This is a genomic window from Actinomadura luteofluorescens, assembly GCF_013409365.1.
GTDB classification, from domain to species: domain Bacteria; phylum Actinomycetota; class Actinomycetes; order Streptosporangiales; family Streptosporangiaceae; genus Spirillospora; species Spirillospora luteofluorescens.
Genome location: NZ_JACCBA010000001.1, coordinates 7,695,191 through 7,719,729 on the forward strand (window position 1 = coordinate 7,695,191; position 24,539 = coordinate 7,719,729).

Consider the following 24,539-nt stretch of genomic DNA (forward strand, 5'->3'; position numbering starts at 1 on the left):
GTGTCGGGGCGTGGCCGAACCTCGTTCTGATTCAGACGTCCCCGCGTTCTGGCGGTCGCTGGGGCTGCCCGGCATCATCGACGTCCACGTCCACTTCATGCCGCAGCGGCTGATGAGCGCGGTGTGGGGCTACTTCGACGAGGCCGGTCCGCTGATCGGCACCGAGTGGCCCATCCGCTACCGGGACTCCGAGCAGGAGCGGCTGGACTTCCTGCACGGGCTCGGCGTCCGCGCGTTCACCTCGCTCGCCTACCCGCACCGCCCCGGCATGGCCGAGTCGCTGAACGAGTGGGCCGCCCGGTTCGCCGCCCGCGTCCCCGAGTGCCTCCAGTCCGCCACGTTCTACCCCGAGCCCGGCGTCGAGGAGTACGTGCGCCGCGCGCTGGACGCGGGCGCCCGCGTCTTCAAGGTCCACCTCCAGGTCGGCGGCTTCGACCCGCGCCTCAAGGAGCTGGACGCGGTGTGGGGGATGCTCGCCGACGCCGGCGTGCCCGCCCTCGTCCACGCCGGCTCCGGGCCGGTCGCCAACGGCTTCACCGGGCCCGGCCCGTTCGGCGAGGTCCTCGCCCGCCACCCGGGCCTCACCGCGATCGTCGCCCACCTCGGCGCGCCGGAGTTCGAGGGCTTCTTCGCCCTCGCCGACGCCCACGAGCGCGTCCACCTCGACACGACGATGATCTTCACTCGCTTCGCCGCCCTGGCGCCCTTCCCGGACGCGCTGCTGCCCCGGCTGCGCGACCTCGGCCTGGAGGGCCGCGTCCTTCTCGGCACCGACTTCCCGAACATCCCCTACGCGTACGCGCACCAGCTGGAGTCGCTGGCCGCGCTCGACCTCGGCGACGACTGGCTGCGCACCGTCTGCTGGCACGGCCCCGCCGACCTCTTCGGCCTCTCGTAGGCGCCGGACCGAGGCCGTTGCGGCATCCCGAGTATCTCGGACGATCCCCGTGTGGTCGGAGTCAATGCTTCGACTTCTTATTAGGGATAAAACGAGATGGAGTGGATGAATATGGCAGCCGATACGCCTCCGCAGCCCGAGGATGACAAGACCTACCCGCAGGTCATCTTCAGCGGGCCCAAGGAGGACCTCGACAAGCTGGTCAAGGAGACGGCGGAGAATCTTGGCGTCGACCCGAAGGCGGGCAAGATCAAGAGCTGACGAACCGACCTTGTTGTTGCCTGACCGTTGATTGTTAACCGCTGGCCCCGCACAGAGTGCGGGGCCAGCCTTTTTTCACCAGTTTTCACACGGGGTGCCAGGTCAGCGCGGGACGGCGCGCTCCGTCCTTGACAGGCCGGGTCCCTCCGCCGACTGTGGGAGCGCTCCCACTCACTCGACCGAGGACCCCGCATGAGAACGACCCTGACCGCGAGACTCCGGCGGACCCGCCTCGTCCCGATCATCATGGCCGTGCTGCTGGCGCTGGCGTTCGTCCAGGCCGCGCCGCGCCCGGCCCGCGCGGCCGGCGCCGGCTACTGGCACACCAGCGGCCGGCAGCTGCTCGACGCCGCCGGGCAGCCGGTGCGGATGACGGGCATCAACTGGTTCGGCGCCGAGACGTCCAACTACGCCCCGCACGGCCTCTGGTCGCGCGGCTACAAGGACATGCTCGACCAGATCAAGAGCCTGCGGTACAACACGCTGCGGCTGCCCTACAGCAGCCAGCTGTTCGACTCCGGCAGCGCACCGAACAGCATTGACTACTCCAAGAACCCCGACCTGCAGGGGCTGAACGGGCTGCAGATCCTGGACAAGATCATCGCCTATGCGGGGCGGATCGGGCTCAAGGTCGTCCTCGACCGGCACCGCCCGGACTCCGGCGGCCAGTCGGCGCTCTGGTACACCGCCGCCTACCCCGAGTCGCGCTGGATCTCCGACTGGACGATGCTCGCGCGGCACTACGCGGGCGACCCCACGGTGATCGGCGCCGACCTGCACAACGAGCCGCACTCCCCGGCCTGCTGGGGCTGCGGCGACCAGAGCAGGGACTGGCGGCTGGCCGCCGAACGGGCCGGCAACGCGATCCTCGCGGCCGAACCGAACTGGCTGATCATCGTCGAGGGCGTCAACGACCACGGCGGCGACAACTACTGGTGGGGCGGCAACCTCCAGGGCGCCGCGCAGTACCCGGTGCGGCTGAACGTCGCGAACCGGCTCGTGTACTCCGCCCACGACTACGCCACGTCGGTGTACCCGCAGCCGTGGTTCGACGACCCGTCCTTCCCCTCCAACCTGGCCGGGATCTGGGACAAGAACTGGGGCCATCTCTACAAGAACAACGTCGCGCCGGTCCTGCTCGGCGAGTTCGGGACGACGCTGAGCGACCCGCGCGACCAGACCTGGCTGCGCACCCTCATGGCCTACCTCGGCAAGGGCACCGGCGGGATCTCCTTCACCTTCTGGTCGTGGAACCCCAACTCGGGCGACACCGGCGGCATCCTCAACGACGACTGGACGACCGTGAACACGGCGAAGCAGTCCTACCTCGACCCCTACCTGCTCGGCGCCGGCGATCCGGGCGGCGACCCCGGCGATCCGGGCACGCCGGGGACGTCCTGCAAGGTCGCCTACACGGTGCAGAACAGCTGGTCGGGCGGCTTCACCGCCCAGGTCACCATCACCAACAGCGGGTCCTCGGCGCTGAACGGCTGGACGCTGGAGTTCGCTTTCCCCGGCGACCAGAAGATCGGCCAGGGGTGGAGCGCTGCCTGGTCGCAGAGCGGCGCGGCCGTCACCGCCAAGAACCTCGACTGGAACGCCTCGATCGCGCCCGGGGCCTCGCTCTCGATCGGGTTCCAGGCGACCGGCTCGGCGAGCGGCGCGCCCGCCGCGTTCGAGGTCGACGACAAGGCATGCGAGGTGTGACATGACCCGGAAGGCCTGGCTCGCCGTCGTCGCGGCCGCCGCGCTCCTGCCGTGGGCCGCGCCCCCGGCGCGGGCCGCGGACGGCCCCGCGCTCACCGTCGACCCGTCCGCGTCCCGGCACGCGATCAGCCCCTACGTCTACGGGATGAACTTCGCCGCCGAAGACCTCGCCAAGGAGCTGCGCCTCCCCGTCCGGCGATGGGGCGGCAACGCCACGAGCCGCTACAACTACCTCTACGACGAGACCAACCGGGGCTCGGACTGGTACTTCGAGAACGTCCCCGGCCCGGCACCGGACCCCGCCAAGCTCCCCGACGGGTCCGAGACCGACCAGTTCACCGACCAGGACCGCCGGACCGGCACCGGCACCCTCCTCACCGTCCCGCTGATCGGCTGGACGCCCAAGGGCCGCGACTACACCTGCGGGTTCGGCATCGCCAAGTACGGGCCGCAGCAGGGCGCCGACACCCAGTGGCGGCCCGACTGCGGAAACGGTGTGAAGCCGGACGGGACGAACGTGACCGGCAACGACCCGGCCGACACCAGCGTCCCGGCCGGCGCCCAGTACGTCACCGACTGGCTGTCCCATCTGACGGGCAAGTACGGCCGGGCCGACGCCGGCGGCGTGCGCTTCTACAACCTCGACAACGAGCCCGACCTCTGGCACGCCACGCACCGCGACGTCCACCCGGACGGCGCCGGCTACGACGAGATGCGCCGCCAGACGTACGCGATCGCCTCGGCCGTGAAGGCCGCCGACCCCAGCGCCAGGACGCTCGGCCCCGTCGGCTGGGGCTTCCAGTCGCTGACGATGTCGGGCCTCGACAAGCAGACCTGCGACCGTGAGGGCGGGGACTGCTGGTCGAACCCGCCTGACCGGGCGGCCCACGGCGGCGTCCCGTTCGCGGACTGGTACCTGCGGCAGATGAAGGCGTACGAACAGGAGCACGGGACCCGCATCCTCGACTACTTCGACGAGCACATCTACCCGCAGCAGGCCGGGGTGTCCTCCGGCGACCCCGGCGACGCGGCGACCCAGGAGCTGCGGCTGCGCTCCACCCGGCAGCTGTGGGACCCCGCCTACACCGACGAGAGCTGGATCGGGCAGCCGATCAACTACATCCCGCGGATGCGCGAACTCGTGAACCAGAACTATCCGGGCACCAAGCTGGCGATCACCGAGTACAACTGGGGCGCGCTCGGGCACCTGAACGGGGCGCTGGCCCAGGCGGACGTCCTCGGGATCTTCGGGCGGGAGGGCCTCGACCTGGCCACGCTGTGGGCGCCGCCGGGCACGTCGGACCCGGGCGCCTACGCCTTCCGCATGTACCGGAACTACGACGGCGCGGGCGCCTCGTTCGGCGAGACGTCCGTCCGCGCGTCGAGCGCGGACCAGGGCAGGCTCGCGGTGTACGCGGCGGAGCGCTCGTCCGACAAGGCGCTCACCCTGATGATCGTGAACAAGTCGCTCACCGACGACCTCACCAGCACGGTCTCGATCGCCGGACGGTCCGGCCCGGCGACCGGGCGCGTCTACCGGTACGGCGGCGCCGACACGTCCGCGATCGTCCGCGCCCCGGACGCGGCGGTCGGCGCGGACGGGTTCACCTCGACGTTCCCCGCGTCCTCGATCACCCTGGTCGAGATCCCGGCGGACGGCGGCCCGGCCGCCGCGGCCTGCGAGGCCGGCTACTCGGTGCAGAGGCAGTGGGGGACCGGCTTCACCGCGCAGGTCACCGTCGCCAACACCGGGACCTCGCCCATCGAGGGCTGGACGCTGGGGTTCGGCTTCGCCGCGGGCCAGCGCGTCACCCAGGGCTGGAACGCCGCCTGGTCGCAGAGCGGCCCGGACGTGACCGCCCGCAACCTCGACTGGAACCGCACCATCCGGCCGGGAGGCTCGGTGACGATCGGCTTCAACGGATCGAGCGGCGGGACGAACCCGCCGCCGGCGGCCTTCAAGGTCAACGGCGCCGCCTGCACCACCCGCTGATCACGGGGCGGCGCGGCCGCGCGGCCCTAGTGGTCGCACGGCGCGCCGCCCGCGTGCTCGTGGTCCTCGACGGCCTCCGCCACGTGGCGGGGGCCGTGCGCGTCGTCGCAGTGGACGTGGCCGCCGCCGGAGGGCTCGGCCACGTGGTCGACCTCCAGCGTCGTGTGCGTGATCGCGTAGGTGTCGCGCAGCAGCTCCTGCAGGTCGCGGCGGACGGCGTGGCAGTCGCCCTGGGAGTCGACGAGCACGTGCGCCGACAGCGCCGGATAGCCCGAGCTGACCTCCCACACGTGCAGGTCGTGGACCTCCTCCACGCAGGGGCGCCCGGCGAGCCGCGCGCCGAGCTCGGACGGGTCGATCCCGGCGGGCGCGGCCTCCATGAGCACCCGGCCCGCGTCCCGCAGCAGCCGGTACCCGGCCTTGAGCATCAGCGCGGCGACCACCAGCGAGGCGATCGCGTCCGCGCGGGCGAAGCCCGTCGTCCACACCACCAGGCCCGCGACCGCGGTGGCGACGAACGCGAACAGGTCGTTCAGGATGTGCTGGAACGCTCCCTCGACGTTCAGGCTGCGCCGGTCCGCCCGGCTGATCAGCATCGTCGCCGCGATGTTGACGGCGATGCCCGCGAGCGCCGTCCAGAAGACGAACTGGCCCTCCACCGCGGGCGGCTCGACCAGCCGCCGGACGCCCTCGTACACGAAATAGACGGTGAGCAGGATCAGCGTCAGCCCGTTCAGCTGCGCGGACAGGATCTCGGCGCGGCGCAGGCCGAAGGTGTACCCGCCCTTCGGCGGGCGGGCGGCGATGCGCATCGCGACCAGCGCCAGCGCGATCGCGAACGCGTCGGTCATCATGTGCGCGGCGTCGGTGATCAGCGCCAGCGATCCGGCGAGCAGGCCGACGACCACCTCGCCCGACATGTAGGCGATGATCAGCGCGAGCGCGCCGGTCAGCAGCCGCCGGTCGGCGCCCGCGGAGACGGCGTGCCCGTGCCCGTGGCCGTGCCCCCGCTTCCCGGGCGCGTCCTCGCGGTCCCCGATCATGTGCCTTCCTCCCCGTGGCCGACGTGGGTGAGGGCGAGGTCGAGCAGCAGCCGGACGTGCGAGTCGTCCAGCCGGTAGTAGGCCATCCGGCCGGCGCGGCGCACGCGCACGACGCGGTTGGCGCGCAGCAGGCGCAGCGCGTGCGAGACCGCCGACTCCGAGTGCCCGCAGGACGCGGCGATGTCGCACACGCACATCTCTCCCCCTTCGAGCAGCGCGGTGATCACCCGCAGCCGGCCGGGGTCGGACAGCAGCCCGAACACCTGCGCCAGCTCGGTGATCGTCTCCCCGTCCGGCAGGGACGCCGAGACGGCGGCCACCTTCGCGGCGTCGACCACGCGGACCGCGCAGGCGTCCGGGGCGATGACATCTGAAGCACTGCTCATATGAACAAAGATAGCGCACGCGGTCAGGAGACCCCGGACGCGGGCTCCTTCGACGGCGGCAGGGAGACCGGCCCGTGCCCGCCGTCACCCGGCGTCTGCTTCCCACCGGCGTCCGTACCCGGGTCCTGCGTGGTCACGCCCGGAGACGGGGACGAGAGCGCGGGACCCGGCGTCTGCGGTCCGGGCGTCTCGGTGTCCGGTGTCTGACCGCCGGGCGTCTCCGGGCCGGGCGTCTCCGCACCGGGCGTCTCCGGTCCGGGCGACTCGGTGCCGGGCGTCTCCAGACCGGAGCCGGACGGCGCGGGCGAGTCGCTCGCCACGACCTCCGTCTCCGTCGGCGGCAGCGCGGTCGGCGGCCCGTCCGCCGCCCCCTCGGTGGCGCGGGGCCGCTCGAACCCCATCGTGGCCTCCGGGTTGACGAGGACGAAAGTGACGATCGTCCCCTTCTGGGAATCCCGCGGCCGGATTCGGGTGACATTCCCCTTCTCGAATCCCGGCCAGGACCGGCCGCCGTACGACGCGTTCCGGGTGGAGATCTTTTTATCGGGCGGAGTGAGGGGATTGCCGCAATTGCACTTCACCGTGGGCACACCGTAACCATTGACCAGAACGCCCATTCCCGCCTGCAGGACGGCGGGGTCGCTCGTCGGCCTCCCGTCCCGGTACCCGTGGTTGGTGACCAGCGTGTCGGTGCGCAGCAGGACCGGCGTCTGCCGCGACACGTACCGCGGGATGTCGTCCACCGGGATCCCCTGCACCCGCGCCCACGCCCGCGCCTTCTCGGGATGGGTCCGCAGGAAGGCGGCGAGCTTCTCCCTGTCGCAGGTCGAGGCCTGGCGCGTCCCGCCGTAGAGTCCCGGCGAATCCCCCTCCTTCGTGCCGCCCGCCTGCGGCCTCGCCTTCACGCCGGCCTTGTCGGTGCCGGACGCCAGCGTGTACGGGTCGGGCCCCGGCGATCCCACCGTCAGCCGCGTGATGGTCGCGCCGGCGTCCCCGCAGCCGGTCAGCGCTCCCGCCGCCACGATGGCCGCGACGGCCCCCGCCAGCGGCACGGCGCCGATCCCGGACCGCGCAATCGTCGAACGAATCTGCAGCATCTTCTTCTCCCGCTTCGGGCTCGCCGAACCTATACTCTTCGATGCCGGGCGGAGCGGTTTTGTGCCCGCGGGAATGCTCAATTTTTTTCGAGGGGGTACGAATGGCGGGTCCGGTTCCCCTCACCGCGGCCGATCCCACCAGCCTCGGCCGCTGGGAGCTTCTCGGCCGGCTCGGCGCCGGCGGCCAGGGCACGGTGTACCTCGGCCGGCCCACCGAGACGGGCCGGGGGCCGTCCCGCGTCGCCGTCAAGCTGCTGCACGCCCAGCTCGTCGGGGACGCCGACGCGCGGGAGCGGTTCGTGCGCGAGATGGCCGTCCTGGAGCGGGTCGCCGGGTTCTGCACCGCGCAGATGCTCGCCGCCGACGTCGCGGGCGACCGCCCCTACATCGTCAGCGAGTACGTGCCGGGGCCGTCGCTGCGCGCCCTGGTCCGCGAGGAGGGCCCGCGCACCGGCGCGGCGCTCGACCGGCTCGCGATCAGCTCGGTGACGGCGCTGTCGGCGATCCACCGCGCGAACATCGTGCACCGCGACCTCAAGCCGCAGAACGTGCTGATGGGCCCGGACGGGCCGCGCGTGATCGACTTCGGGATCGCCCGCGCGTTCGACGCGAGCGCGACGATGACGAGCCAGGTCGTCGGGACGCCCGCCTACATGGCCCCCGAGCAGTTCACCGGGCGGGTCGGGCCGTCGGCCGACCTGTTCGCCTGGGCGAGCACCCTGCTGTTCGCCGCCACCGGCCAGGACCCCTTCGCGGGCGGCCCGCTGCCCGCGGTGATGTACCGGATCCTGCACGAGACGCCCGCCCTCGGCGCCCTGCCCGCCCCGCTCGCCGAGGTCGCCGCCGCCTGCCTCGCCAAGGAACCGCAGGCCCGCCCCACCTCCGAGGACGTCCTGCTGTGGCTGCTCGGCGAGAGCGAGCGGCACGCCCGGCTGGAGATCCCCGCCGAGTACCTCACGGAGGACTTCGCCGGCTCGACGTCGCCGGTCCCGGGCCCCGCGCCCGAGGCCGCGCCGCAGCCGGCCGCCGACACGTTCGCCCAGACGTCCTGGGAGCAGACGCCGACCTGGCCCGGTCCGTCCACGTCGGCGCCCCCCGCACCCGCACCGCCATCGCCCGCACCGCCATCGCCCGGCCCCGCGCCCGCCCCCGGGCCTGCGGCCGGAGCCGCGGCCGCGCTCGGAACCGCGGCCGGCCCCGCGCCCGTGCCCGGCCCCGCGCCCGCTCGGCGGTTGCGGTCGCCCCGGACCCTGCGGCGCGGCCCGGCGGTCGTGGCGGGGCTGCTCCTCGCCGGGCTGCTCGCCGCCCTCGACGTCGCCGCCCTCGCGATCCTGATCGCCCGGCCGCCGCTCAGCGAGGGCCACCGGGGCGGCCTGCTGCCCGTGGTCGCCTCGTCCTTCGCCGTCGTCGCCGTCGTCACCCTGGTCGGGGTTATCCTGGCGTGGCGCGGCAGCCGGCCCGCCGCGGGGACGGTGATGGCCGCCCGCGTCGCCCGCGTCGCGATGTGGGCGGCCTGGGGCGCGCTCGTGGAGATCCAGCCGTCCGCCCTCGCCGGCCACGCCGTGCTGACCGCCCTGGTGGTGGTCCTCCTGGTCCGCGGCCTGTCCCGGTCACCCGTCTGAGGCGCTCACCGGTCTCCCGCGGCGCGCTCGGACCACTCCTTGAGGTCGCGGCGCTCGATGGCCGCGGCCATCAGGCCGGGGAAGGCGTCGGGGGTGCACGCGAAGGCCGGGACGCCCATCGCGGCCAGGGCGGCCGCGTTGTCGTGGTCGTAGGCGGGCGCCCCCTCGTCCGACAGGGCGAGCAGCACGACGACCTGCACGCCCGCCGCCGTGAGCGCCGCGACCCGCTGCAGCATCTCGTCGCGGATCCCGCCCTCGTACAGGTCGCTGATCAGCACGAGGGTCGTCTCGGCCGGGCGCGCGACCAGGCCCTGGCAGTACGCGACGGCGCGGTTGATGTCGGTGCCGCCGCCGAGCTGCGTGCCGAACAGCACCTCCACCGGGTCGTGGAGCTGGTCGGTGAGGTCCACGACGCTGGTGTCGAACACCACCAGCGACGTGCGCAGCGACCGCATCGACGCCAGCACCGCCCCGAAGACGCTCGCGTACACCACCGACGCCGCCATCGAGCCGCTCTGGTCGATCGCGAGCACCACGTCCCGCTTGACGGCCTGCCGCCGCCTGCCGTACCCGATCAGCCGCTCCGGCACGAGGGTGCCCTGGTCGGGCAGGTAGTGGCGCAGGTTCGCGCGGATCGTGCGGTCCCAGTCGACGTCGGCGAGCCGCCGCGGGCGCAGCACCCGCGCCGACCGGTCCAGGGCCCCGCCGACGGTCGAGCGCGTCCGCTGCGCGAGCCGCCGCTCCAGGTCGCGCACGACGGTGCGGACCACCGCGCGCGCCGACTCCCTGGCCTTGTCGGGCAGCACCCGGTTCAGTGACAGGAGCGTCCCGACGAGGTGGACGTCGGGCTCGACCGCGTCGAGCATCTCCGGCTCCAGCAGCAGCCGGGTGAGGTCGAGGCGGTCGATCGCGTCCTTCTGCATCACCCGCACGACGCTCGACGGGAAGTAGGCGCGGATGTCGCCGAGCCAGCGGGCCACGGAGGGCGCCGAGTCGCCGAGCCCGGCGCTGCGCCGCCCCGGCCGGGGCCGCCCCTCGCCGCCGCCGGCCCCGTAGAGCCGCTCCAGGGCGCCGTCCATGCGGACGTCGTCGCCGTCCAGCGCCACGCCCGTCCCGTCGGCCTGGTCACCGCCCAGTACCAGGCGCCAGCGCCGCAGCCGGTCGTCCGCGCCCTCGCCGGTCGGGCTCTCGTTCGTCATGCAGGCCTCTCCCATCCGAGGATCCGCAGGGCCGTGGCGGTGGCCGGCGCCGCCCGGGCCTCGTCGACGTCGTCCTCCAGGGGCCGGGCCCGCCCGGCGGGGGCGCGGTCGCGGCGGCGGAGCCGCTCGCCGATGGCGCGGCGCTCGGCGGCGGGGTAGGCGCCGAACGTCCGGCGCAGCAGGGGCAGGACGTCGGTGAACGAGTCGGCGGGCAGTCCGGCGATCCACCCGTCGACGAGCCGCAGGAGCGCCTCGTCGTGCATGAGCAGCAGGCCGCCGCCCGCGAGGAAGCCCTCGACCCAGGCGGCGGCGCGGTCGGGCGCCTCCCCGACGGACACGGCGCGCGCCATCCGGTCGGGGACGTCGTGCAGCCGCCCGGCGTCGAGCAGAAGGCGGGTGAGGCGGCCCTCGATGAGGCCGTGCAGGGAGCCGGGGCGGCCGAGCAGGCCCTCCAGGGTGCGGCGCCAGCGCTCGATGTGGCCCTCGTCGTCGAGCAGGGCCAGGGCGCCGTGGACGGCGTCGACGTGCCCGAGGAACTCGCGGGCGGCGTCGTCGTCCAGCCCGGTGATCGCGGGCGGGAGCCCGACGCAGACGCGGACGACGAGGCCGTCGACCACCGCGGCGAGCGGGCCGGTGGAGGTGCCGCGGACGTCGCCGTAGCGCAGCGCGCGGACCAGCGCAGGCATGGCCGCCATCAGGTGCGCGACGTCGGCGTCGACCGCGGCGCGGTCGGCGAGCGCGCGCATGACCGCGGGGAGCGCCTCGCCGAGGTCGGCGAGCAGGCAGCGCTCGGCCACGGCGGTGAGGTCGGCGAGGGCCGTGGCGCTCTCGGCCGCCTCCCGCGCGCGGGCGGTGCTCGCGCCGCGCACGGTGGTGCCCCACGCGCTCGCCTCGATCAGCTCCACGTCGAACTCGGGCCGCCAGAGCAGCGTCCACGTCTCGCGGAACGTGCCCTTGGAGCGGCTCTCCGATGGGACGCCCCAGTGCACGTCCAGCATGCGGAGCCGGTGCAGCAGGCGGCTGCGCTCCAGGTCGGTGGGCTTGCGCAGGTCGAGGTCCTGCTCCTTCTCGAGCGCGGACGGCCTGAGCCTGAGCCGCCGCTGCTCGGCCTGCAGGTCGCGCTGCAGCGGCACCATCGGGGTCCGCTCCGGGACGGCGCCGAGCCGCTCGCCGACGACCATCCGGTCCTGGATGAGCCGGACGGGCAGGTCGGCGCCCTCGCACAGCACGGCCCGCGTCGCCTCGGTGACCTCGTCCAGCCCGGCGAGGGGGCGCCCGCGCAGCGCGGCCAGGGCTTCGGCGAGCCGGACGGCCTCGATCACATGCGCGGAGGAGACGTGCAGGTCCTCCTCGCGCAGGACGCGGGCGGCGGCGGTCAGCCACCGCTCGATCGGGCGGTCGCGGGCCGCGAACAGGTGGTGGTACCAGCCGGGGGAGCGCACGCCGGCGCCGTACCCGGACCGCCCGGCGAGCCGCCCGTGCGTCCACGGCACCCACGTCATCGCGACCTTGGTCTTCGGCAGGCCGCGCAGCGTCTGGTCGTCGCGGCTCGCCGGGACCTTGGCGCGCAGCGCCGGGACGTGCCACGCCCCGCAGACCACGGCGACCCGCTCGTGGCCCTCCTTGAGCGCGCGGCGGACCGTCCGGCGCATGTGGGCCTCGCGCCGCTCCTCCCTCGGGGCCGGTTCGAGCTCGCCGCGCAGCTCCGCCATGGCCTCGGCGATGGCGGGGAACGGGGACGGGCCGCCGTGGCGGTGCTCGACCACGTCGTCCCACCACCGCTCGGCGTCGTCGTACCCGGCGGCCTTCGCCAGCCAGCCGAGCGGGTCGAGCCTGATCCCCTCCTCGGGCGGCTCCTCCTCGGCGGGCGCGAGCTGGTTCGCGGCGGGAAGGTCGCAGAACCGGACGGGCACGCCCGCCGACAGCGCGTACCTGACCGCCTGCCATTCCGGACTGAACTCGGCGAACGGCCAGAACGCGGCCCTGCGGTCGCCGTCGGCGGGCGCGGCGGAGTAGGCGAGCAGCGCGACCGGCGGCACCATCGCCGGATCGCCGGCCAGCTCCACGATCGCGTCGGCCTCGGGCGGCCCCTCGACCAGCACCGCGTCCGGCTTGAAGTCCTCCAGCGCACCCCGCAGCGCGCGGGCCGACCCCGGCCCGTGGTGCCGGATGCCGAAGACTTCGACCTGGCTCAAGAGACCTCCCGGCAGGCGCGGTAGAAGTCCCGCCACTCGGTGCGGTCGCGGACGACCGCCTCCAGGTACTCCTGCCACACGACGCGGTCCGACACCGGGTCCTGGACGACGGCGCCGACGATCCCGCCCGCCACGTCGGCGGCGCGCAGCACCCCGTCGCCGAAGTGCGCGGCCAGGGCCAGCCCGCTGGTGATCACCGAGATGGCCTCGGCGGTGCTGAGGGTCCCGCTGGGCGACTTCAGCTTGGTGCGCCCGTCGGCGGTGGCCCCGGACCGCAGCTCCCGGAACACCGTGACGACGCGCCGGATCTCCTCCAGGCCGGCCGGGCTCTCGGGCAGCTCCAGCCCGGCGCCGATCTGGTCGACGCGGCGCGCGACGATCGCGACCTCGTCCTCGGCGGACTCCGGCAGCGGCAGCACGACCGTGTTGAACCGGCGGCGCAGCGCGCTGGACAGCTCGTTCACGCCCCGGTCGCGGTCGTTGGCGGTCGCGATGACCGTGAAGCCCTTGCGCGCCTGCACCTCGGTGTTCAGCTCGGGCACGGGCAGCGTCTTCTCCGACAGGACGGTGATGAGGGCGTCCTGGACGTCGGAGGGCATCCGGGTCAGCTCCTCGATGCGGGCGACGGCGCCGCGCCGCATCGCGCGCATCAGCGGGCTCTCCACCAGCGCCCGCTCCGAGGGGCCCTCGGCGAGCAGCCGCGCGTAGTTCCAGCCGTAGCGGATCGCCTCCTCCGCCGTGCCCGCCGTGCCCTGCACGAGCAGCGTGGAGTCGCCGCTGATCGCGGCGGCGAGGTGCTCCGACACCCAGGTCTTCGCCGTGCCGGGGACGCCGAGGAGCAGCAGCGCCCGGTCGGTCGCGAGCGTCGCCACCGCGACCTCCATCAGCCGGCGCGGCCCCACGTACTTCGGGCTGATCGCCGTGCCGTCCGGCAGTTCCCCGCCGAGCAGGTACGTGGTGACCGCCCAGGGCGACAGGCGCCAGCCGGGCGGGCGGGGCCGGTCGTCGTGCTCGGCCAGCCGCGCCAGCTCGCCGGCGTGCTCCTGCTCGGCGTGCGGCCGCAGCACGGCGCCCGCGGTCGGCGCGGGGGAGCCGTTGTCGAGGCCCCCCGGGCGTGCCTGTTCGGTCACTGGTCAAGCTCCTTCAGCATCTCGTCGCGGAAGCGCAGGGTCGCGATCAGATCGGTGACGGCCCGCGGGGCGGCCGGCCCGAGGGCCGCCAGGCGGGCCGCGGCGCCAGGGTCGAGCCGCTGGTCGGCGAGGCGGCACAGCTGCGTGATCAGGTGCTCGTCGCGGCGGGTGGGGCTTTCGGCGGACGCGCTGAGCGTCCCGACCACCGCCTCCGCGAGCGGCCCGGCCCACGGGCCGGGCACCCGTTCCAGGACCCGCAGCAGATCGGGCCGCCCCTCCACCCAGCGGATCAGGTCGGCCGCCGCCGGGTCGCGCTCCGGGCCGGGCAGGACCGACAGCAGGTCGGCGAGGGCCTCCGGCTCGTCCACCATGACGCCGCCCCGGAGCAGCGCCCGCGCCCATGCGGTGTCGCGCTGGCCGAGGGCCGCGCGGGCCCAGCCGATGTGGACGTCGCGGCCCTCGGAGTCGGAGACGGGCAGGCACACGATCTCGACGGGCGGCAGCCCGAACAGCTCCGTCCAGGTGGACAGCGGGGTGCGGGCCAGGATCTCGCGCAGCCACGCGGCCCGCGTCCCCACCGGCGCGCCCCCGCCGCGCGGCGCGAACGACCCGGTCGGATGGAACGGGACGCCGTCGCGCGCCATGTCCTCGTCGTGGGCGCGGGGCGGCTCCACCCGGATCCACGTCTGCCTGCGGCCCCGGACCGTGCGCTCCTCCGTCGACAGGCAGGCCCGGGCACGCGCCGCCATGCGCTCCCCGTACGCCGAGCCCGGCATGCGGGCCAGCAGGTCGGACGCGAGCTGCCGGACGTCCTTCCCCCGGTCGCCCAAGGCCGCTTCGAGGAATTCCTCGTCGTCCAGGGAGAGCCCGTGCGCGAACGTGGCGACGAACGCCGCACGGTCGGGCGCCGGCTCCTTGGCCCAGGTCTCCTGGAGGAGTTCGCGCGCGCGCCGCGGCTCGGTCTCGCGCAGCATGGTCAGGTAGGCCACGCGCCGGTTGCGGGTGCCGGTCTCCCACACTTCGGGGCCGCCGCCGGGGTCGTCGCCCGAACCCACCAGGTAGGCCCAGTCGGTGTTCTGCAGGGCCAGCCACACGCCGCGCCGCCCGCACGCCCGAGCGATCGACGGCCGCAGCATCCGGTCGCTCCGCCCCCGCTCCAGCAGGTCGGGCAGCGACTGGGCGGGCACCCGCAGGCCACGGGCGGCCGCCGCGTCCAGCCATTCGGGCAGCACCCGGATCTGCTCGCCGCCGAGGATCCTTCGCAGCCGGGCCGCCGCCGCCCTCGCGACCGCCGGGACGTCCTCCACCGGGGCCAGCGCCACCGGCTCGGCGGGCGTGCCCGGCGGGACCTGCCCCGCCCGCCGCCGGACGGCCAGCAGCGCCGCCTGGTCGAGCAGCCGCCCCGCCTTGTCGCCGTCACCGTCCCCGTCGCCGCCGGGCGCCTCCGCCAGGACGGGCGGGTCGCGGCGCTCGGTGCCGAGCAGCGCGGCGGTGACGTGCTCGTCCCACGTCGTCACAGGATCACCGTCCCCTCGTCGTCGTGCCACGCGGCCAGCGGGCGCAGGCCGCGCGGGCGCCACTCACCGGCCAGGGTGACCGGCCCGCCGCCCGACAGCGCGAGCAGCCGCCACGGATCGCCCATCCGGAGCGGCAGCGAGTCACCGGCGCCGTCGACGACGTGCAGGTCTCCTCCTTCGGTGCGCGCGACGCGGACGTCCTCCAGCGTCGCGGGCCAGCGGTCCAGCCACGGGTCGAGCGCGAGGGCCGCCGCGTGCTCGTCCAGGAAGCCCCGGACGGACGTCCCCGCGGGCGCGCCCCGCATGGGCGACCCGTACCGGTCGGCGACCAGGGCCCGCAGCGGCTGCCCTCCCGGGTAGAAGGCCAGCTCCGCATCGACCTGCGTACCCACGACGAGCGAGCCGTCCAGGGACGTGCCCGGCGCGGCGAAGGACAGCACGAGCGCGGGGCGCCCCGTCCGGTTCCCGCGGAGCCACACCCGCCGCGTGGTGAGAAGGTCTTGCGCGGTGTCGCGCGACCCCGTCACCGACCACAGGTCCCGGACGCGCTCCCCGCCGGACAGCACCTCCTCCTGCGGGACGGTGAACCCGACCCGGGAGCGGACGGTCTCGCGCAGCCCTTCGGGCAACTCCTCCTGCCGCTGGTAGGCCCGGACGAGCAGCCGCAGCAACGCGTACTCCTCCAGCAGCCGGCCCGGCCAGCCGGGCCGGCGCGGGATCGCGGCCAGGCCCCTGACCAGCCCCGCGAGCGCCCCCGCCTGCGCGTCGACGAGCCGCCGCGCCGCGTCGTCCCACAGCCGGTAGGGGGCCTTCTCCGCCTGCGCGAGCCCGTGCGCGACCTGGTCGCGGAGCCACTGGTCCAGCTCGGCGAGCCCGTCGTCGACCCGCCTGGCCCGCCGCTCCGCCGTCTTCGGATCACGGGTTCTAGCCGCCGATGAGGCCCGCCGCTCGGCCGCCCGGTCGGCCCGGCCCCCGCCGGTCCGCGACCCACTCGGCGACCCACCCCGGACGATTCCCCGCACCCCCCGGAGCGCCTTCGGCTTGTACGAGGCCGTCCGACCAGAGGAACAAGAGCGCCAGAGCGTGCTTGCACGGGAACTTGCGGCTCGGGCACGTGCACCGGAACGCCGGGCCCGTCAGGTCGGCGCACGTCCGGTAGGCGGACTTGCCGCTGCCCCGGCACTCGCCCCACACGGCCTCGTCGTCGCACCCCGTCGCCGCCCACTTGGCGGGCTTGGCGACGCCGCCCGCCGCCCTGGCGGACGACGCGTCGGGCGCGAGCCCGAGCACCTGCTCACGAGACCACCGATCCGTCACACCCCCGAAACTATCGGCGACCTCGGACAGTCGGCGGCATCGCGGCCCCGGTCCGGCGTCAGCCCACCCCGCCGAAGCCCGGCGGGGTCGGGAAGTCGGGCAGCGAGACGTCCGGGATGAGGAGCGCGCCGCCCGCCAGCAGGGCCACCAGGGCGGTGAGCGCGAACAGGCCCACCCAGGCGAGCCCGGGGACGCCGGTGAGGTGGTGGAGCTGGTCGGCGTCGGAGCTCGGCGCCATGTGCCGGGCCCGCATCCGCTGCAGCTCGATCACCGGGCGGGTGCCGGCCAGCAGCAGGAACCACGCGGCCAGGTAGGCGAACCCGGCCTGCACCGTGGCGCTGCCCAGCCACGACACCGCGAAGACGATCGCGCCCGTGACGATCACCGACAGCGCCCCGTAGGCGTTGCGGATCATGATGAGCATCGCGGCGAGCAGGGCCAGCGTGAACCACAGCATCAGCGTGATGCGGCCGTCCTCCAGCAGCAGCGCGAACAGCAGCCCGAGCAGCGGCGGCGTGACGTACCCCGCCAGCGCCGTGAAGATCATGCCGGGGCCGTGCGGCTTGCCGCGCGACACGGTCACGCCCGAGGTGTCGGAGTGCAGCTTGATGCCGTCCAGCTTGCGGCCGAAGATCAGCGCGACCAGCGCGTGCCCGCCCTCGTGCGCGATCGTGACGGTGTTGCGCGCCATCCGCCAGGTCGGGCCGTGGACCACCGAGGCGAGCGCCACGAGGCCGACGAGGGCCACCAGCCACCATGGCGGATCCGGCTGCGTTCCGGTCACCCGGTGCCACAGGTCGGCGATGCTCACGTTTTCCACGTCCACCTCGGAGTCGTCGTCGCGATGCCCAACACTAGGACGTCCCGGATAACGTTCGCGTTCGGTTCTCTGGCAGACGGACGGGGCATGCCGCCTTCTGTCGCATATGTGATCAATGTCATAGCGAGTCACCCGTAACCCGCCGGACCGGCATCGATCCACCAGGCCGATCTCCGCAATCTCATTCCGGAGCGCCCCGTATAGCAGTTAAGGTGCCTTCGCGCCCCGGGCCAGCGGCCCCCGCTCCCGGCGCGCCGAGAGGGTGAGCGGGGATTGAACGGGGACCGATCCTCCGCGCGGGCCAGCAGCCAGCGCGGTCTTTTCCGATTCTTCCGGCGTGACAGGCTGACCGGCCAGATCGCCGCCGGGCTGGTCGGCGTGCTCGCCGTGGGCGCGCTCGTCTACGGCGTGGGCACCGCCAGCGCGCGGTACCGGCTCTCGGACGTGGGGGCCTGGCTGAGCGCGAGCGGGAAGGGCCTGGTCGTGCACGCCAACGGGCTGGCGGGCAAGGTCGACGGCAAGGCCCCGGTGGTGCCGCAGATGCGCGGCCACCGCATCAAGGTCGTCCAGGACGGCGCGACGGTGCTGCTGGTCGACGAGGACTCCGGCGTCGTCAGCCGGATCGACCCCTCCCAGCTCAAGATCACCAAGAGCCGGCAGGTCGGCGGGCCGGGCATGCAGGTGGTCTCCGGCGGCGGCGCCGCCTACACGGTCGACCTCGTCAAGGGCACGGTCCAGCAGATCGACCCGCTGACCCTGGCCCCGGTCGGCGCCCCCGCCACCCTCACCGCACCGCTCGGGCAGGCCGGGATCGACGCCGGCGGTGCGCTGTGGGTGCCCGTCCCGCAGACCGGCCAGGTGGTCCCGTTCACGTCCGGCCGCCAGGGCGAGCCCGTGGCGGCCGGGAAGGCCGGCGACCGCCTCGCGCTGACGATGGCCGCCGGAACGCCCGTGGTCATCGACAGCACGTCCGCGACGGCGCTGATCGTCCGCCCCGAGGGCACCCGGCGGATCAACCTGCCCGCGCCCGTCGCGCGGGCCGCGAACGGCGTCAAGGTCCCGGCGGTCGCCGACGGGCAGATCGTCCCGATGCTCGGCGAGGGCGGCGCCCTCTACCTGCTGGACACCGGCGTCGGACGGGTCGACTCGGTGGCCCTGCGCGTGCCCGGCCACGCCTTCGAGCCCCCGAACGTCCTCGGGCAGCGCGTCTACCTGCCCGACCGGACGTCCGGCCGGCTGCTGGTCTTCAACACCGAACGCAACGCCTGGGAGCGGCCCGTCGCGGCCACCCGCCCCGGCGGCGCGATCGAGGTCCTCGTCCGCGACCACATGCTGTGGGTGAACGACCCCGACGGCCCCACCGCCCTCGCCTTCGGCCCGGACGGCGGCGTCAAGCGCATCAAGAAGTACGAGGACAAGGTCCCCGGCGGAGCGCGGCGCCCGCTGCCCGTCCAGGCCAACCCGGGCGGCCAGGGCAACCGCAACGGCGGCGGCCGGGGCAACGGCGGCACCACCCCCGTCACGCCGCCGCCGTCCTCCAGGCCGCCGGTGAAGAAGGACCCCACCGCGCCCGATCCGCCCATGCCCGCCGCGTCCGGCGACAACGGCTCGATCAAGGTGCGGTTCACGGCGCCCGCGCAGCCGCAGGGCGTCTACCCGGTGACCCGGTTCGTCCTGCTCGGCCAGAACGGCAGGCCGGTCGCGGGCACGAGACCGGCGCAGTTCCCCGGGAACAGCCAGGGCGGGACGTTCAACGTCGGCGGCCTGACCTGCGACACGACCACCCACCTCTACAAGGTGGCCGCCGAGTACAAGGGGAAGGACGGCAAGCCCGCCTACAGCGAGTCCGGCGAGGTCGGCGCCACCGCCTGCACCGCCCCCGGCCCGCCGACCGGCCTCACAGCGACCCCCGTCAACCACGGAGCCGACCTCACCTGGGCCCCCTCGTCCGGCTTCGACGTCACCTACGAAATCACTTGGGACGGCGGATCGGCCTCGACCAAGGCCACCTCGCACCAGGTGCGGAACCTCGCCAACGCGAGGACGTACTCGCTGAGCGTGACCGCCCGCAACGGCGCGGGATCGTCCACGCCGGTGAGGGCGTCGGCGGATCTCAACCCGGACCCGCACGCCCAGTCCTATCCCGGCCACAACAACGACAACACCAACACGTACCTGCACAGCGGCCCGGGTACCGGCGCGCCGCGCAACGGCCAGTTCCCCAAGGGCTTCACGGGCCAGGTGACGGTGTACTGCCAGCAGAGATCCGACCTGGTCATCGACCAGAACAACCCCAGCCTCAGAAGCAACGTCTGGGACAAGATCCAGTACGACGGTCAGACGCGCTGGGTCAGCGACCTCTACGTGAACACCCCGGGCTCGAACTCGGGGACGTTCTCTTCGTCACTGTGGGAGTGCACCTGATGACCGAGAATCCCGGGACGACCGCGGCGGTGGACGCGGACGCGCTGGCCGGGCGGTTCGCGCAGATGTTCGCGGCGCTGGCGGGCAACATCGAGCGGGTCGTGCGCGGCAAGCGGGAGAAGGTCGAGCTGGCGCTGACCTGCCTGCTGGCGGAGGGGCACCTGCTGATCGAGGACGTCCCGGGCGTCGGCAAGACGACGCTGGCGCGGGCGCTGTCGGCGTCGGTGGAGGCCGAGTGGGCCCGCATCCAGTTCACGCCCGACCTGCTGCCCAGCGACATCACCGGCGTGTCGATCTTCAACCAGGGGACGAGCGCGTTCGAGTTCCACCCCGGACCGATCTTCGCGAACCTGGCCGTCGCGGACGAGATCAACCGCGGCTCGCCCAAGACGCAGTCGGCGCTGCTGGAGGTCATGGAGGAGCGCCGGGTCACCGTCGAGGGCGTCCCGCATCCGGTGCCGCGCCCGTTCATGGTGATCGCCACGCAGAACCCGGTCGACATGGACGGCACCTACCCGCTGCCGGAGGCGCAGCTCGACCGGTTCCTCATGCGGATCTCGATGGGCTACCCCGACCACCAGGCCGAGGTGGCGCTGCTGGCCGGGGCCCCGACCGGCGCGACGCTCGACCAGATGCCGCCGGTGATGAGCCGCGAGGACCTCGCCCGGATGATCGACTTCGCGCAGCGGCTGCACGTCGCGCCGCCCCTGTTCGACTACCTCGTGCGCGTCGTCGCCGCCACCCGCGAGCACCCCGACCTGCGGCTCGGCGCGAGCCCGCGGGCCAGCATCGCGCTGCTGCGCGCCGCGCGGGTGCGGGCCGCGGCGGCCGGCCGCTCCTACATCGTTCCCGAGGACGTGAAGGCGCTCGCGGTGCCGGTCATCGCGCACCGGCTGATCGTCACGCCGGAGGCGGAGCTGCGCGGGCGCTCGGGCGCCGACGTGGTCACCGAGGCGCTGGGCGGCGTCCCGACGCCGCAGGCCGCCGGGGTGTGACGTGCTGACGCCGCTCGGGTGGGGGACGGCGGCCGGGTCGGTCCTGCTGTACGCGGCCGGCTGGTGGCTCGGCTACCCCGAGCCCGCCGTGCTGGCCGTCGCGGGCCTCGCCGCGGTCGGGGCGGCGGCGCTGTGGACGCTGCCGCGCCCGAAGCTGGAGGTCGGCAGGGAGATCGCGCCGGCGCGGGTGGAGCGCGGCGAGCCCGCCGTCGGGGTCCTGCACGTGACGAACAGGGGGCGCGGCGTCCGCGGGCTCAGCGCCGAGGACGCTGCTGGCTCCACCCCGGTCGCGGTCGACATCCCGCGGCTGCGCCCGGGCGGCGGGCGCACCGTGACCTACCGGCTGCCGACGTCCCGGCGCGGCGAGATCCCGGTGGGGCCGCTGCGGCTGGTGCGCGCCGACCCGCTCAGGCTGGCGCGCCGGGTGCGGGAGTACGGGGCGCCGCGGGTCCTGCTCGTCCGGCCGAGGACGGTGCGGCTGGCGCTGCTGCCGTCCGGCCGCGCCCACCACCTGGAGGGCCCGACCAGCGACAGGTCCCCGGCGGGGACGGCGACGTTCCACGCGCTGCGCGAGTACGTGATCGGGGACGAGCTGCGCCACATCCACTGGAAGTCGTCGGCCCGCACCGGGACGCTGATGGTCCGCCAGCTCGTGGACGCCAGCCTGCCGACGACGACGGTCGTGCTGGAGGCGCGCCCCGGCTCGTGGCCGGAGCCCGACGACTTCGAGCTGGCCGTGGACGCGGCGGCGTCGGTGGCGTCCGGTGCCGCGTCGGCGAGCTTCCCCGTCCGGATCCTCACCGGCGACGGCCAGGTGGCCGACACGCGGGGCGGGCCGGACGACGTGGAGGTCCTGCTCGACCGGCTCACCTCCGTCCAGACGCGGGAGGGGCCGCGCTCGGCCGTCGACGCGGTGCGCCGCGTGCGCCCGGGCGGGTCCCTGGTCGTCATCACCCCGGACGCGGCCGAGCTCGGGCGCATCGCGGCCGTCCGCAGCCGCTTCGACCGGATCGTCGTGCTGCGGGTCCGCCCGCGGGAGCCCGCGGCGGCACCGCCCGGCGTCCAGATCGTCGACTTCACCGACCTGGAGGGGCTGGCGGAGGCATGGCGCCGGCTGGGCAGCGCCCGGTGACCAGGTACGCGTCGATCGCCGTGACGGCCTGCCTGGCCGCGGTCGCCGGGCTGGCGTTCCAGCGGGTCTTCGGGCTCGGGCCGGTCGTCCCCGTCGCCGCGGTCGCGGCGGTCGTGCCGACGCTGCTGTGCGGGCTGCTGTCGGGGCCGCGCAAGGACAAGGGCCCGTGGCCGCTGTGGATCTCGCTGGTGCTGACCGTCGTCGCCTGGGCGGGGACGGTCTCGGTCACCGTCCTGCGCCCCGCCCTCGGGGACGGGACGCTGCCGCAGACGCTGCGCGAGGGCGTGCTCGGCTCGTGGAAGTCGATCCTGACGACGCTGCTGCCCGCCCCCGCGAAACCGGAGTACCTCGTCCTGGTCCACCTGGTGGTGTGGCTGGGGGCGTTCGCCGCGGCGGAACTCGCGCTGCGCACGTCGCTGCGCGCCGTGCCGTGCGTGCCGGTGCTCGGCGTGTGGGCGGTCGCGCTGCTGCTCGGGGTGGACGGCCCCGGATCCAACCTGCCGGCGGCCGCCGCGACCGTCGTCCTCACCGCCGTGCTGGTCCTCGTCCGCGCGGACGGACCGGGCTCGGGCGTCGCCTGGCGGCCCCTTCTGATCGGTGTCCCAGCCGCGGCCGTCCTCGGGGCGCTGGCGTTCGCCGCCGGTCCCGTCGTCCCCGTCAGCGCCGACCCCTACAACCCGCGCGAGCAGGTGCAGGCGCCGCCGCCGCAGCAGCGCGACGGCGTCAGCCCGCTGGACCGCGTCGGTGGCTGGCTGCTCAGCCCCGACCAGGTGATGTTCACGGTCGAGTCGAAGCGGAACGAGATCGAGCGGCTCGCCGTCCTGGACCGGTTCGACGGCGTGACGTGGTCGTCCACGGCGCGGTTCGTCCCGACCGGGAGCCGCGTGCCGCAGGGGCCGGACCCCGATCGGGAGCACGAGGTCGCGCAGCGCATCACCATCCGCGACCTGCCAGGGGTGTGGGTGCCCGCCGCCGACCGGCCGCGGGAGGTCACCGGGCTCCCCGTCGTCGTCGACCCCGGCAGCGGCGCGCTGGCCGCCGCGCAGCCGCTGCGCCCCGGCCAGGCCTACCGCGTCGACTCCGTCGTCCCCGAATGGACGGCCGACGACCTCGCCGGTGCGGCCGTCGCGAACGACGCCGAGGCCAGGGCGGCGCGAGAGCTGCCGTGGGGGCCCGGCGCGAAGGAGCCGCCCGTCCAGATCGCCGAGTTCCGCAGGTTCGCCCAGGCCGCGACGCAGGGCGCCGTGTCGCCCATCCAGAAGGCCGCGATGCTCGCCCAGTACCTCAAGCGCTACGCCCGGTACGACGTCACCGCCCCGCCTGGGCACAGCTACCGGCAGCTCGACTACTTCCTCGGCGAGGGCAGGCGCGGCACGCCCGAGCACTTCGCGACCGCCTACGCCCTGCTCGCCCGGACGATCGGCCTGCCGTCCCGCGTCATCGTCGGCTTCGACGGCGGCGACCGCGCGGGCGACACCGTCCAGGTCCGGTCCGGGGACGTGATGGTGTGGCCCGAGGTCAAGTTCGACGGGCTCGGCTGGATCCGGTTCAACCCGCTCCCCGACAGCGCGCGCCGGTCCAAGAAGAACGACTCCGTCGCGGCGGGGGAGACCGAGCAGAAGCTGGAGCAGGCCCAGAAGAACGCGGCCTCCCAGCAGCGTGGCCAGGGGCCGGGCGACACGACGCAGAAGGCCCCGGAGAAGCCGGGCACCGCGGGCGACCGGCCCGCGCCGTGGTGGGTGTTCGCCTCAGTCGCGGTGGGCGTGCTCGTCATCGGCTACCTGGGCGCCGTCCTCCTCGCCCCCGCCCTGCGGACGCGGCGGCGCAGGGCCGGGACGCCCGCCGCCCGCATCACCGGCGCCTGGCACCAGGCCCTCGACCACCTCGCCGACGTCGGCCTGTCCACGGCCCGGACGCTGACCGCGCACGAGGTCGCCCGCTTCGGCGCGTCCGCCGTCGGCGACGACGCCCACGGCCACCTCGGGCCGCTCGCCGACCTCGTCAACCGCAGCCGCTTCGCCGCGTCCCACCCGGACCCCGGCGCCGCCGAGCGCGCGTGGCGGCACACCGACGAGCTCGGGCGCCTCGTCACCGCGCGGGCCGGGCGGCTGCGCCGGCTCCGGCGCCGCCTGCACCCGCGGTCGCTGCGGGACCGCCGGGCCGTCAGGACGCGGGGACGCTGACCGCGATCTCGCCGCCGAGCACCGCTCCCGTCTCCAGCTCCAGGTCGTCCCCGCTCCAGAACCGGCCCGGGTCGAACCAGTTCGGGCGGCGCCCCTTCGGTAGCAGCCCCATCGACTGGTACGTCACCGCGACGATCTCCGCGCAGAACGCCGTCTCCAGGTTCGCGTCCCGCTCGGCGGGCCGCCGGATCGGCACCCGCCCGCGCAGCCACCGCGTCGCCAGCTTCGACGTGGAGGGGAACGGCGTGCCGTCCAGCCGCGCCACCGCGCGGAGCGCCGCGTCCTCCGTCGCCCGGTCCGGCGGCGGGTCGAGCTGCCGCAGCCAGGCCCGCTGGCCGTAGCGGTTCCCCCAGGCCAGCACCGCCTCCCGCAGGTCGTGCAGCTGCGCGCCCCGGTGGTGCCCGCCCGTCCACATGTCACGCAGCGAGCGGCCGAGCTCGGCGTGCCACATCAGCGGCGGCAGATCGTCGATCACCACCGCCATGCCGACGTGGTTGACGGGGCTGTTGGTCGTCATCTGGATGGCGCGGTCGGCGACCGTCCGGCCGCGGAACAGCCACACGTCCCCGGTGCGGGTCAGCTCGACGGCCTCGGCGAGGGAGATGCTCGTGCCCGGCATG

Annotated in this window: 20 protein-coding genes; 9 read left to right on the forward strand and 11 right to left on the reverse strand. The window is 74.6% G+C overall.

Translation table 11 applies throughout. The features are described from left to right. Positions 1-10 precede the first annotated feature (10 nt). From BJY14_RS35680 to BJY14_RS35695, 4 genes are all read left to right on the forward strand, one after another. The gene (locus BJY14_RS35680; RefSeq protein WP_179847629.1) at positions 11-898 is read left to right on the forward strand and encodes an amidohydrolase family protein; all 888 of its coding nucleotides are present in this window, start codon (positions 11-13) and stop codon (positions 896-898) included. Positions 899-1,009: 111 nt separating this feature from the next. Beyond that, positions 1,010-1,159, forward strand: coding sequence for a hypothetical protein (locus BJY14_RS35685; RefSeq protein ID WP_179847630.1), 150 nt, complete (start codon positions 1,010-1,012; stop codon positions 1,157-1,159). 192 nt (positions 1,160-1,351) lie between these two features. Then, the gene (locus tag BJY14_RS35690) at positions 1,352-2,866 is read left to right on the forward strand and encodes a cellulase family glycosylhydrolase (protein ID WP_179847631.1); all 1,515 of its coding nucleotides are present in this window, start codon (positions 1,352-1,354) and stop codon (positions 2,864-2,866) included. Position 2,867: 1 nt separating this feature from the next. Next, positions 2,868-4,859 (forward strand): glycoside hydrolase family 44 protein, encoded by a 1,992-nt coding sequence (locus BJY14_RS35695; protein ID WP_179847632.1) that lies wholly within the window; start codon positions 2,868-2,870, stop codon positions 4,857-4,859. Between the two features lie 26 nt (positions 4,860-4,885). Here BJY14_RS35695 and BJY14_RS35700 read toward each other — a convergent pair whose 3' ends face one another. The 3 genes from BJY14_RS35700 to BJY14_RS35710 are packed head-to-tail and all read right to left on the reverse strand — an operon-like array spanning position 4,886 to position 7,385. Beyond that, complete coding sequence (locus tag BJY14_RS35700; RefSeq protein WP_179847633.1) at positions 4,886-5,902, reverse strand: cation diffusion facilitator family transporter; 1,017 nt, start codon at positions 5,900-5,902, stop codon at positions 4,886-4,888. Beyond that, positions 5,899-6,288, reverse strand: coding sequence for an ArsR/SmtB family transcription factor (locus BJY14_RS35705; RefSeq protein WP_179847634.1), 390 nt, complete (start codon positions 6,286-6,288; stop codon positions 5,899-5,901). The genes BJY14_RS35700 and BJY14_RS35705 overlap by 4 nt, the downstream gene beginning before the upstream one ends. A 23-nt stretch (positions 6,289-6,311) precedes the next feature. Continuing rightward, on the reverse strand, positions 6,312-7,385 hold the full coding sequence (locus BJY14_RS35710; RefSeq protein ID WP_179847635.1) for a FecR/PupR family sigma factor regulator: 1,074 nt from the start codon (positions 7,383-7,385) through the stop codon (positions 6,312-6,314). Between the two features lie 101 nt (positions 7,386-7,486). Here BJY14_RS35710 and BJY14_RS46880 point away from each other — a divergent pair, with 101 nt between their 5' ends. Beyond that, positions 7,487-9,007, forward strand: a complete 1,521-nt coding sequence (locus BJY14_RS46880) for a serine/threonine-protein kinase (protein WP_281382162.1) — start codon at positions 7,487-7,489, stop codon at positions 9,005-9,007. A 5-nt stretch (positions 9,008-9,012) separates the two neighbouring features. Here the strand turns inward: BJY14_RS46880 and BJY14_RS35720 are convergent, their stop codons facing one another. Genes BJY14_RS35720 through BJY14_RS35745 form a run of 7 tightly spaced genes read right to left on the reverse strand, consistent with a single transcriptional unit; the run spans position 9,013 to position 17,185 of the window. Beyond that, on the reverse strand, positions 9,013-10,206 hold the full coding sequence (locus BJY14_RS35720) for a VWA domain-containing protein (RefSeq protein WP_179847636.1): 1,194 nt from the start codon (positions 10,204-10,206) through the stop codon (positions 9,013-9,015). Then, positions 10,203-12,401 (reverse strand): DUF5682 family protein, encoded by a 2,199-nt coding sequence (locus BJY14_RS35725; RefSeq protein WP_246396230.1) that lies wholly within the window; start codon positions 12,399-12,401, stop codon positions 10,203-10,205. The genes BJY14_RS35720 and BJY14_RS35725 overlap by 4 nt, the downstream gene beginning before the upstream one ends. Then, a complete protein-coding gene (locus tag BJY14_RS35730) occupies positions 12,398-13,531 on the reverse strand; it encodes an ATP-binding protein (RefSeq protein WP_446678449.1) in 1,134 nt (377 codons plus the stop codon). Before BJY14_RS35730 ends, BJY14_RS35725 begins: the two co-directional genes overlap by 4 nt. Further along, the gene (locus BJY14_RS35735) at positions 13,528-15,048 is read right to left on the reverse strand and encodes a DUF5691 domain-containing protein (protein WP_179847637.1); all 1,521 of its coding nucleotides are present in this window, start codon (positions 15,046-15,048) and stop codon (positions 13,528-13,530) included. The genes BJY14_RS35730 and BJY14_RS35735 overlap by 4 nt, the downstream gene beginning before the upstream one ends. Further along, positions 15,045-16,070, reverse strand: coding sequence for an SWIM zinc finger family protein (locus tag BJY14_RS35740; protein ID WP_312879567.1), 1,026 nt, complete (start codon positions 16,068-16,070; stop codon positions 15,045-15,047). Before BJY14_RS35740 ends, BJY14_RS35735 begins: the two co-directional genes overlap by 4 nt. Further along, the gene (locus BJY14_RS47490) at positions 15,973-16,365 is read right to left on the reverse strand and encodes an SWIM zinc finger family protein (RefSeq protein ID WP_312879568.1); all 393 of its coding nucleotides are present in this window, start codon (positions 16,363-16,365) and stop codon (positions 15,973-15,975) included. Before BJY14_RS47490 ends, BJY14_RS35740 begins: the two co-directional genes overlap by 98 nt. Positions 16,366-16,423: 58 nt before the next feature. Then, on the reverse strand, positions 16,424-17,185 hold the full coding sequence (locus tag BJY14_RS35745; protein WP_179847638.1) for a M50 family metallopeptidase: 762 nt from the start codon (positions 17,183-17,185) through the stop codon (positions 16,424-16,426). Positions 17,186-17,458: 273 nt separating this feature from the next. Between BJY14_RS35745 and BJY14_RS35750 the strand changes: the two genes are divergently transcribed. The 4 genes from BJY14_RS35750 to BJY14_RS35765 are packed head-to-tail and all read left to right on the forward strand — an operon-like array spanning position 17,459 to position 23,919. Further along, entirely contained in the window at positions 17,459-19,609 is a 2,151-nt protein-coding gene (locus BJY14_RS35750) for a fibronectin type III domain-containing protein (RefSeq protein WP_179847639.1), read from the forward strand. Then, on the forward strand, positions 19,609-20,604 hold the full coding sequence (locus tag BJY14_RS35755) for an AAA family ATPase (protein WP_179847640.1): 996 nt from the start codon (positions 19,609-19,611) through the stop codon (positions 20,602-20,604). Before BJY14_RS35750 ends, BJY14_RS35755 begins: the two co-directional genes overlap by 1 nt. Position 20,605: 1 nt before the next feature. Then, entirely contained in the window at positions 20,606-21,736 is a 1,131-nt protein-coding gene (locus BJY14_RS35760; RefSeq protein WP_179847641.1) for a DUF58 domain-containing protein, read from the forward strand. Next, positions 21,709-23,919 (forward strand): transglutaminase TgpA family protein, encoded by a 2,211-nt coding sequence (locus BJY14_RS35765; RefSeq protein ID WP_218905736.1) that lies wholly within the window; start codon positions 21,709-21,711, stop codon positions 23,917-23,919. The genes BJY14_RS35760 and BJY14_RS35765 overlap by 28 nt, the downstream gene beginning before the upstream one ends. Here the strand turns inward: BJY14_RS35765 and BJY14_RS35770 are convergent. Continuing rightward, a complete protein-coding gene (locus tag BJY14_RS35770) occupies positions 23,900-24,538 on the reverse strand; it encodes a hypothetical protein (RefSeq protein WP_179847643.1) in 639 nt (212 codons plus the stop codon). The two genes, BJY14_RS35765 and BJY14_RS35770, sit on opposite strands and share 20 nt — an antisense overlap. Position 24,539: the final 1 nt, after the last annotated feature.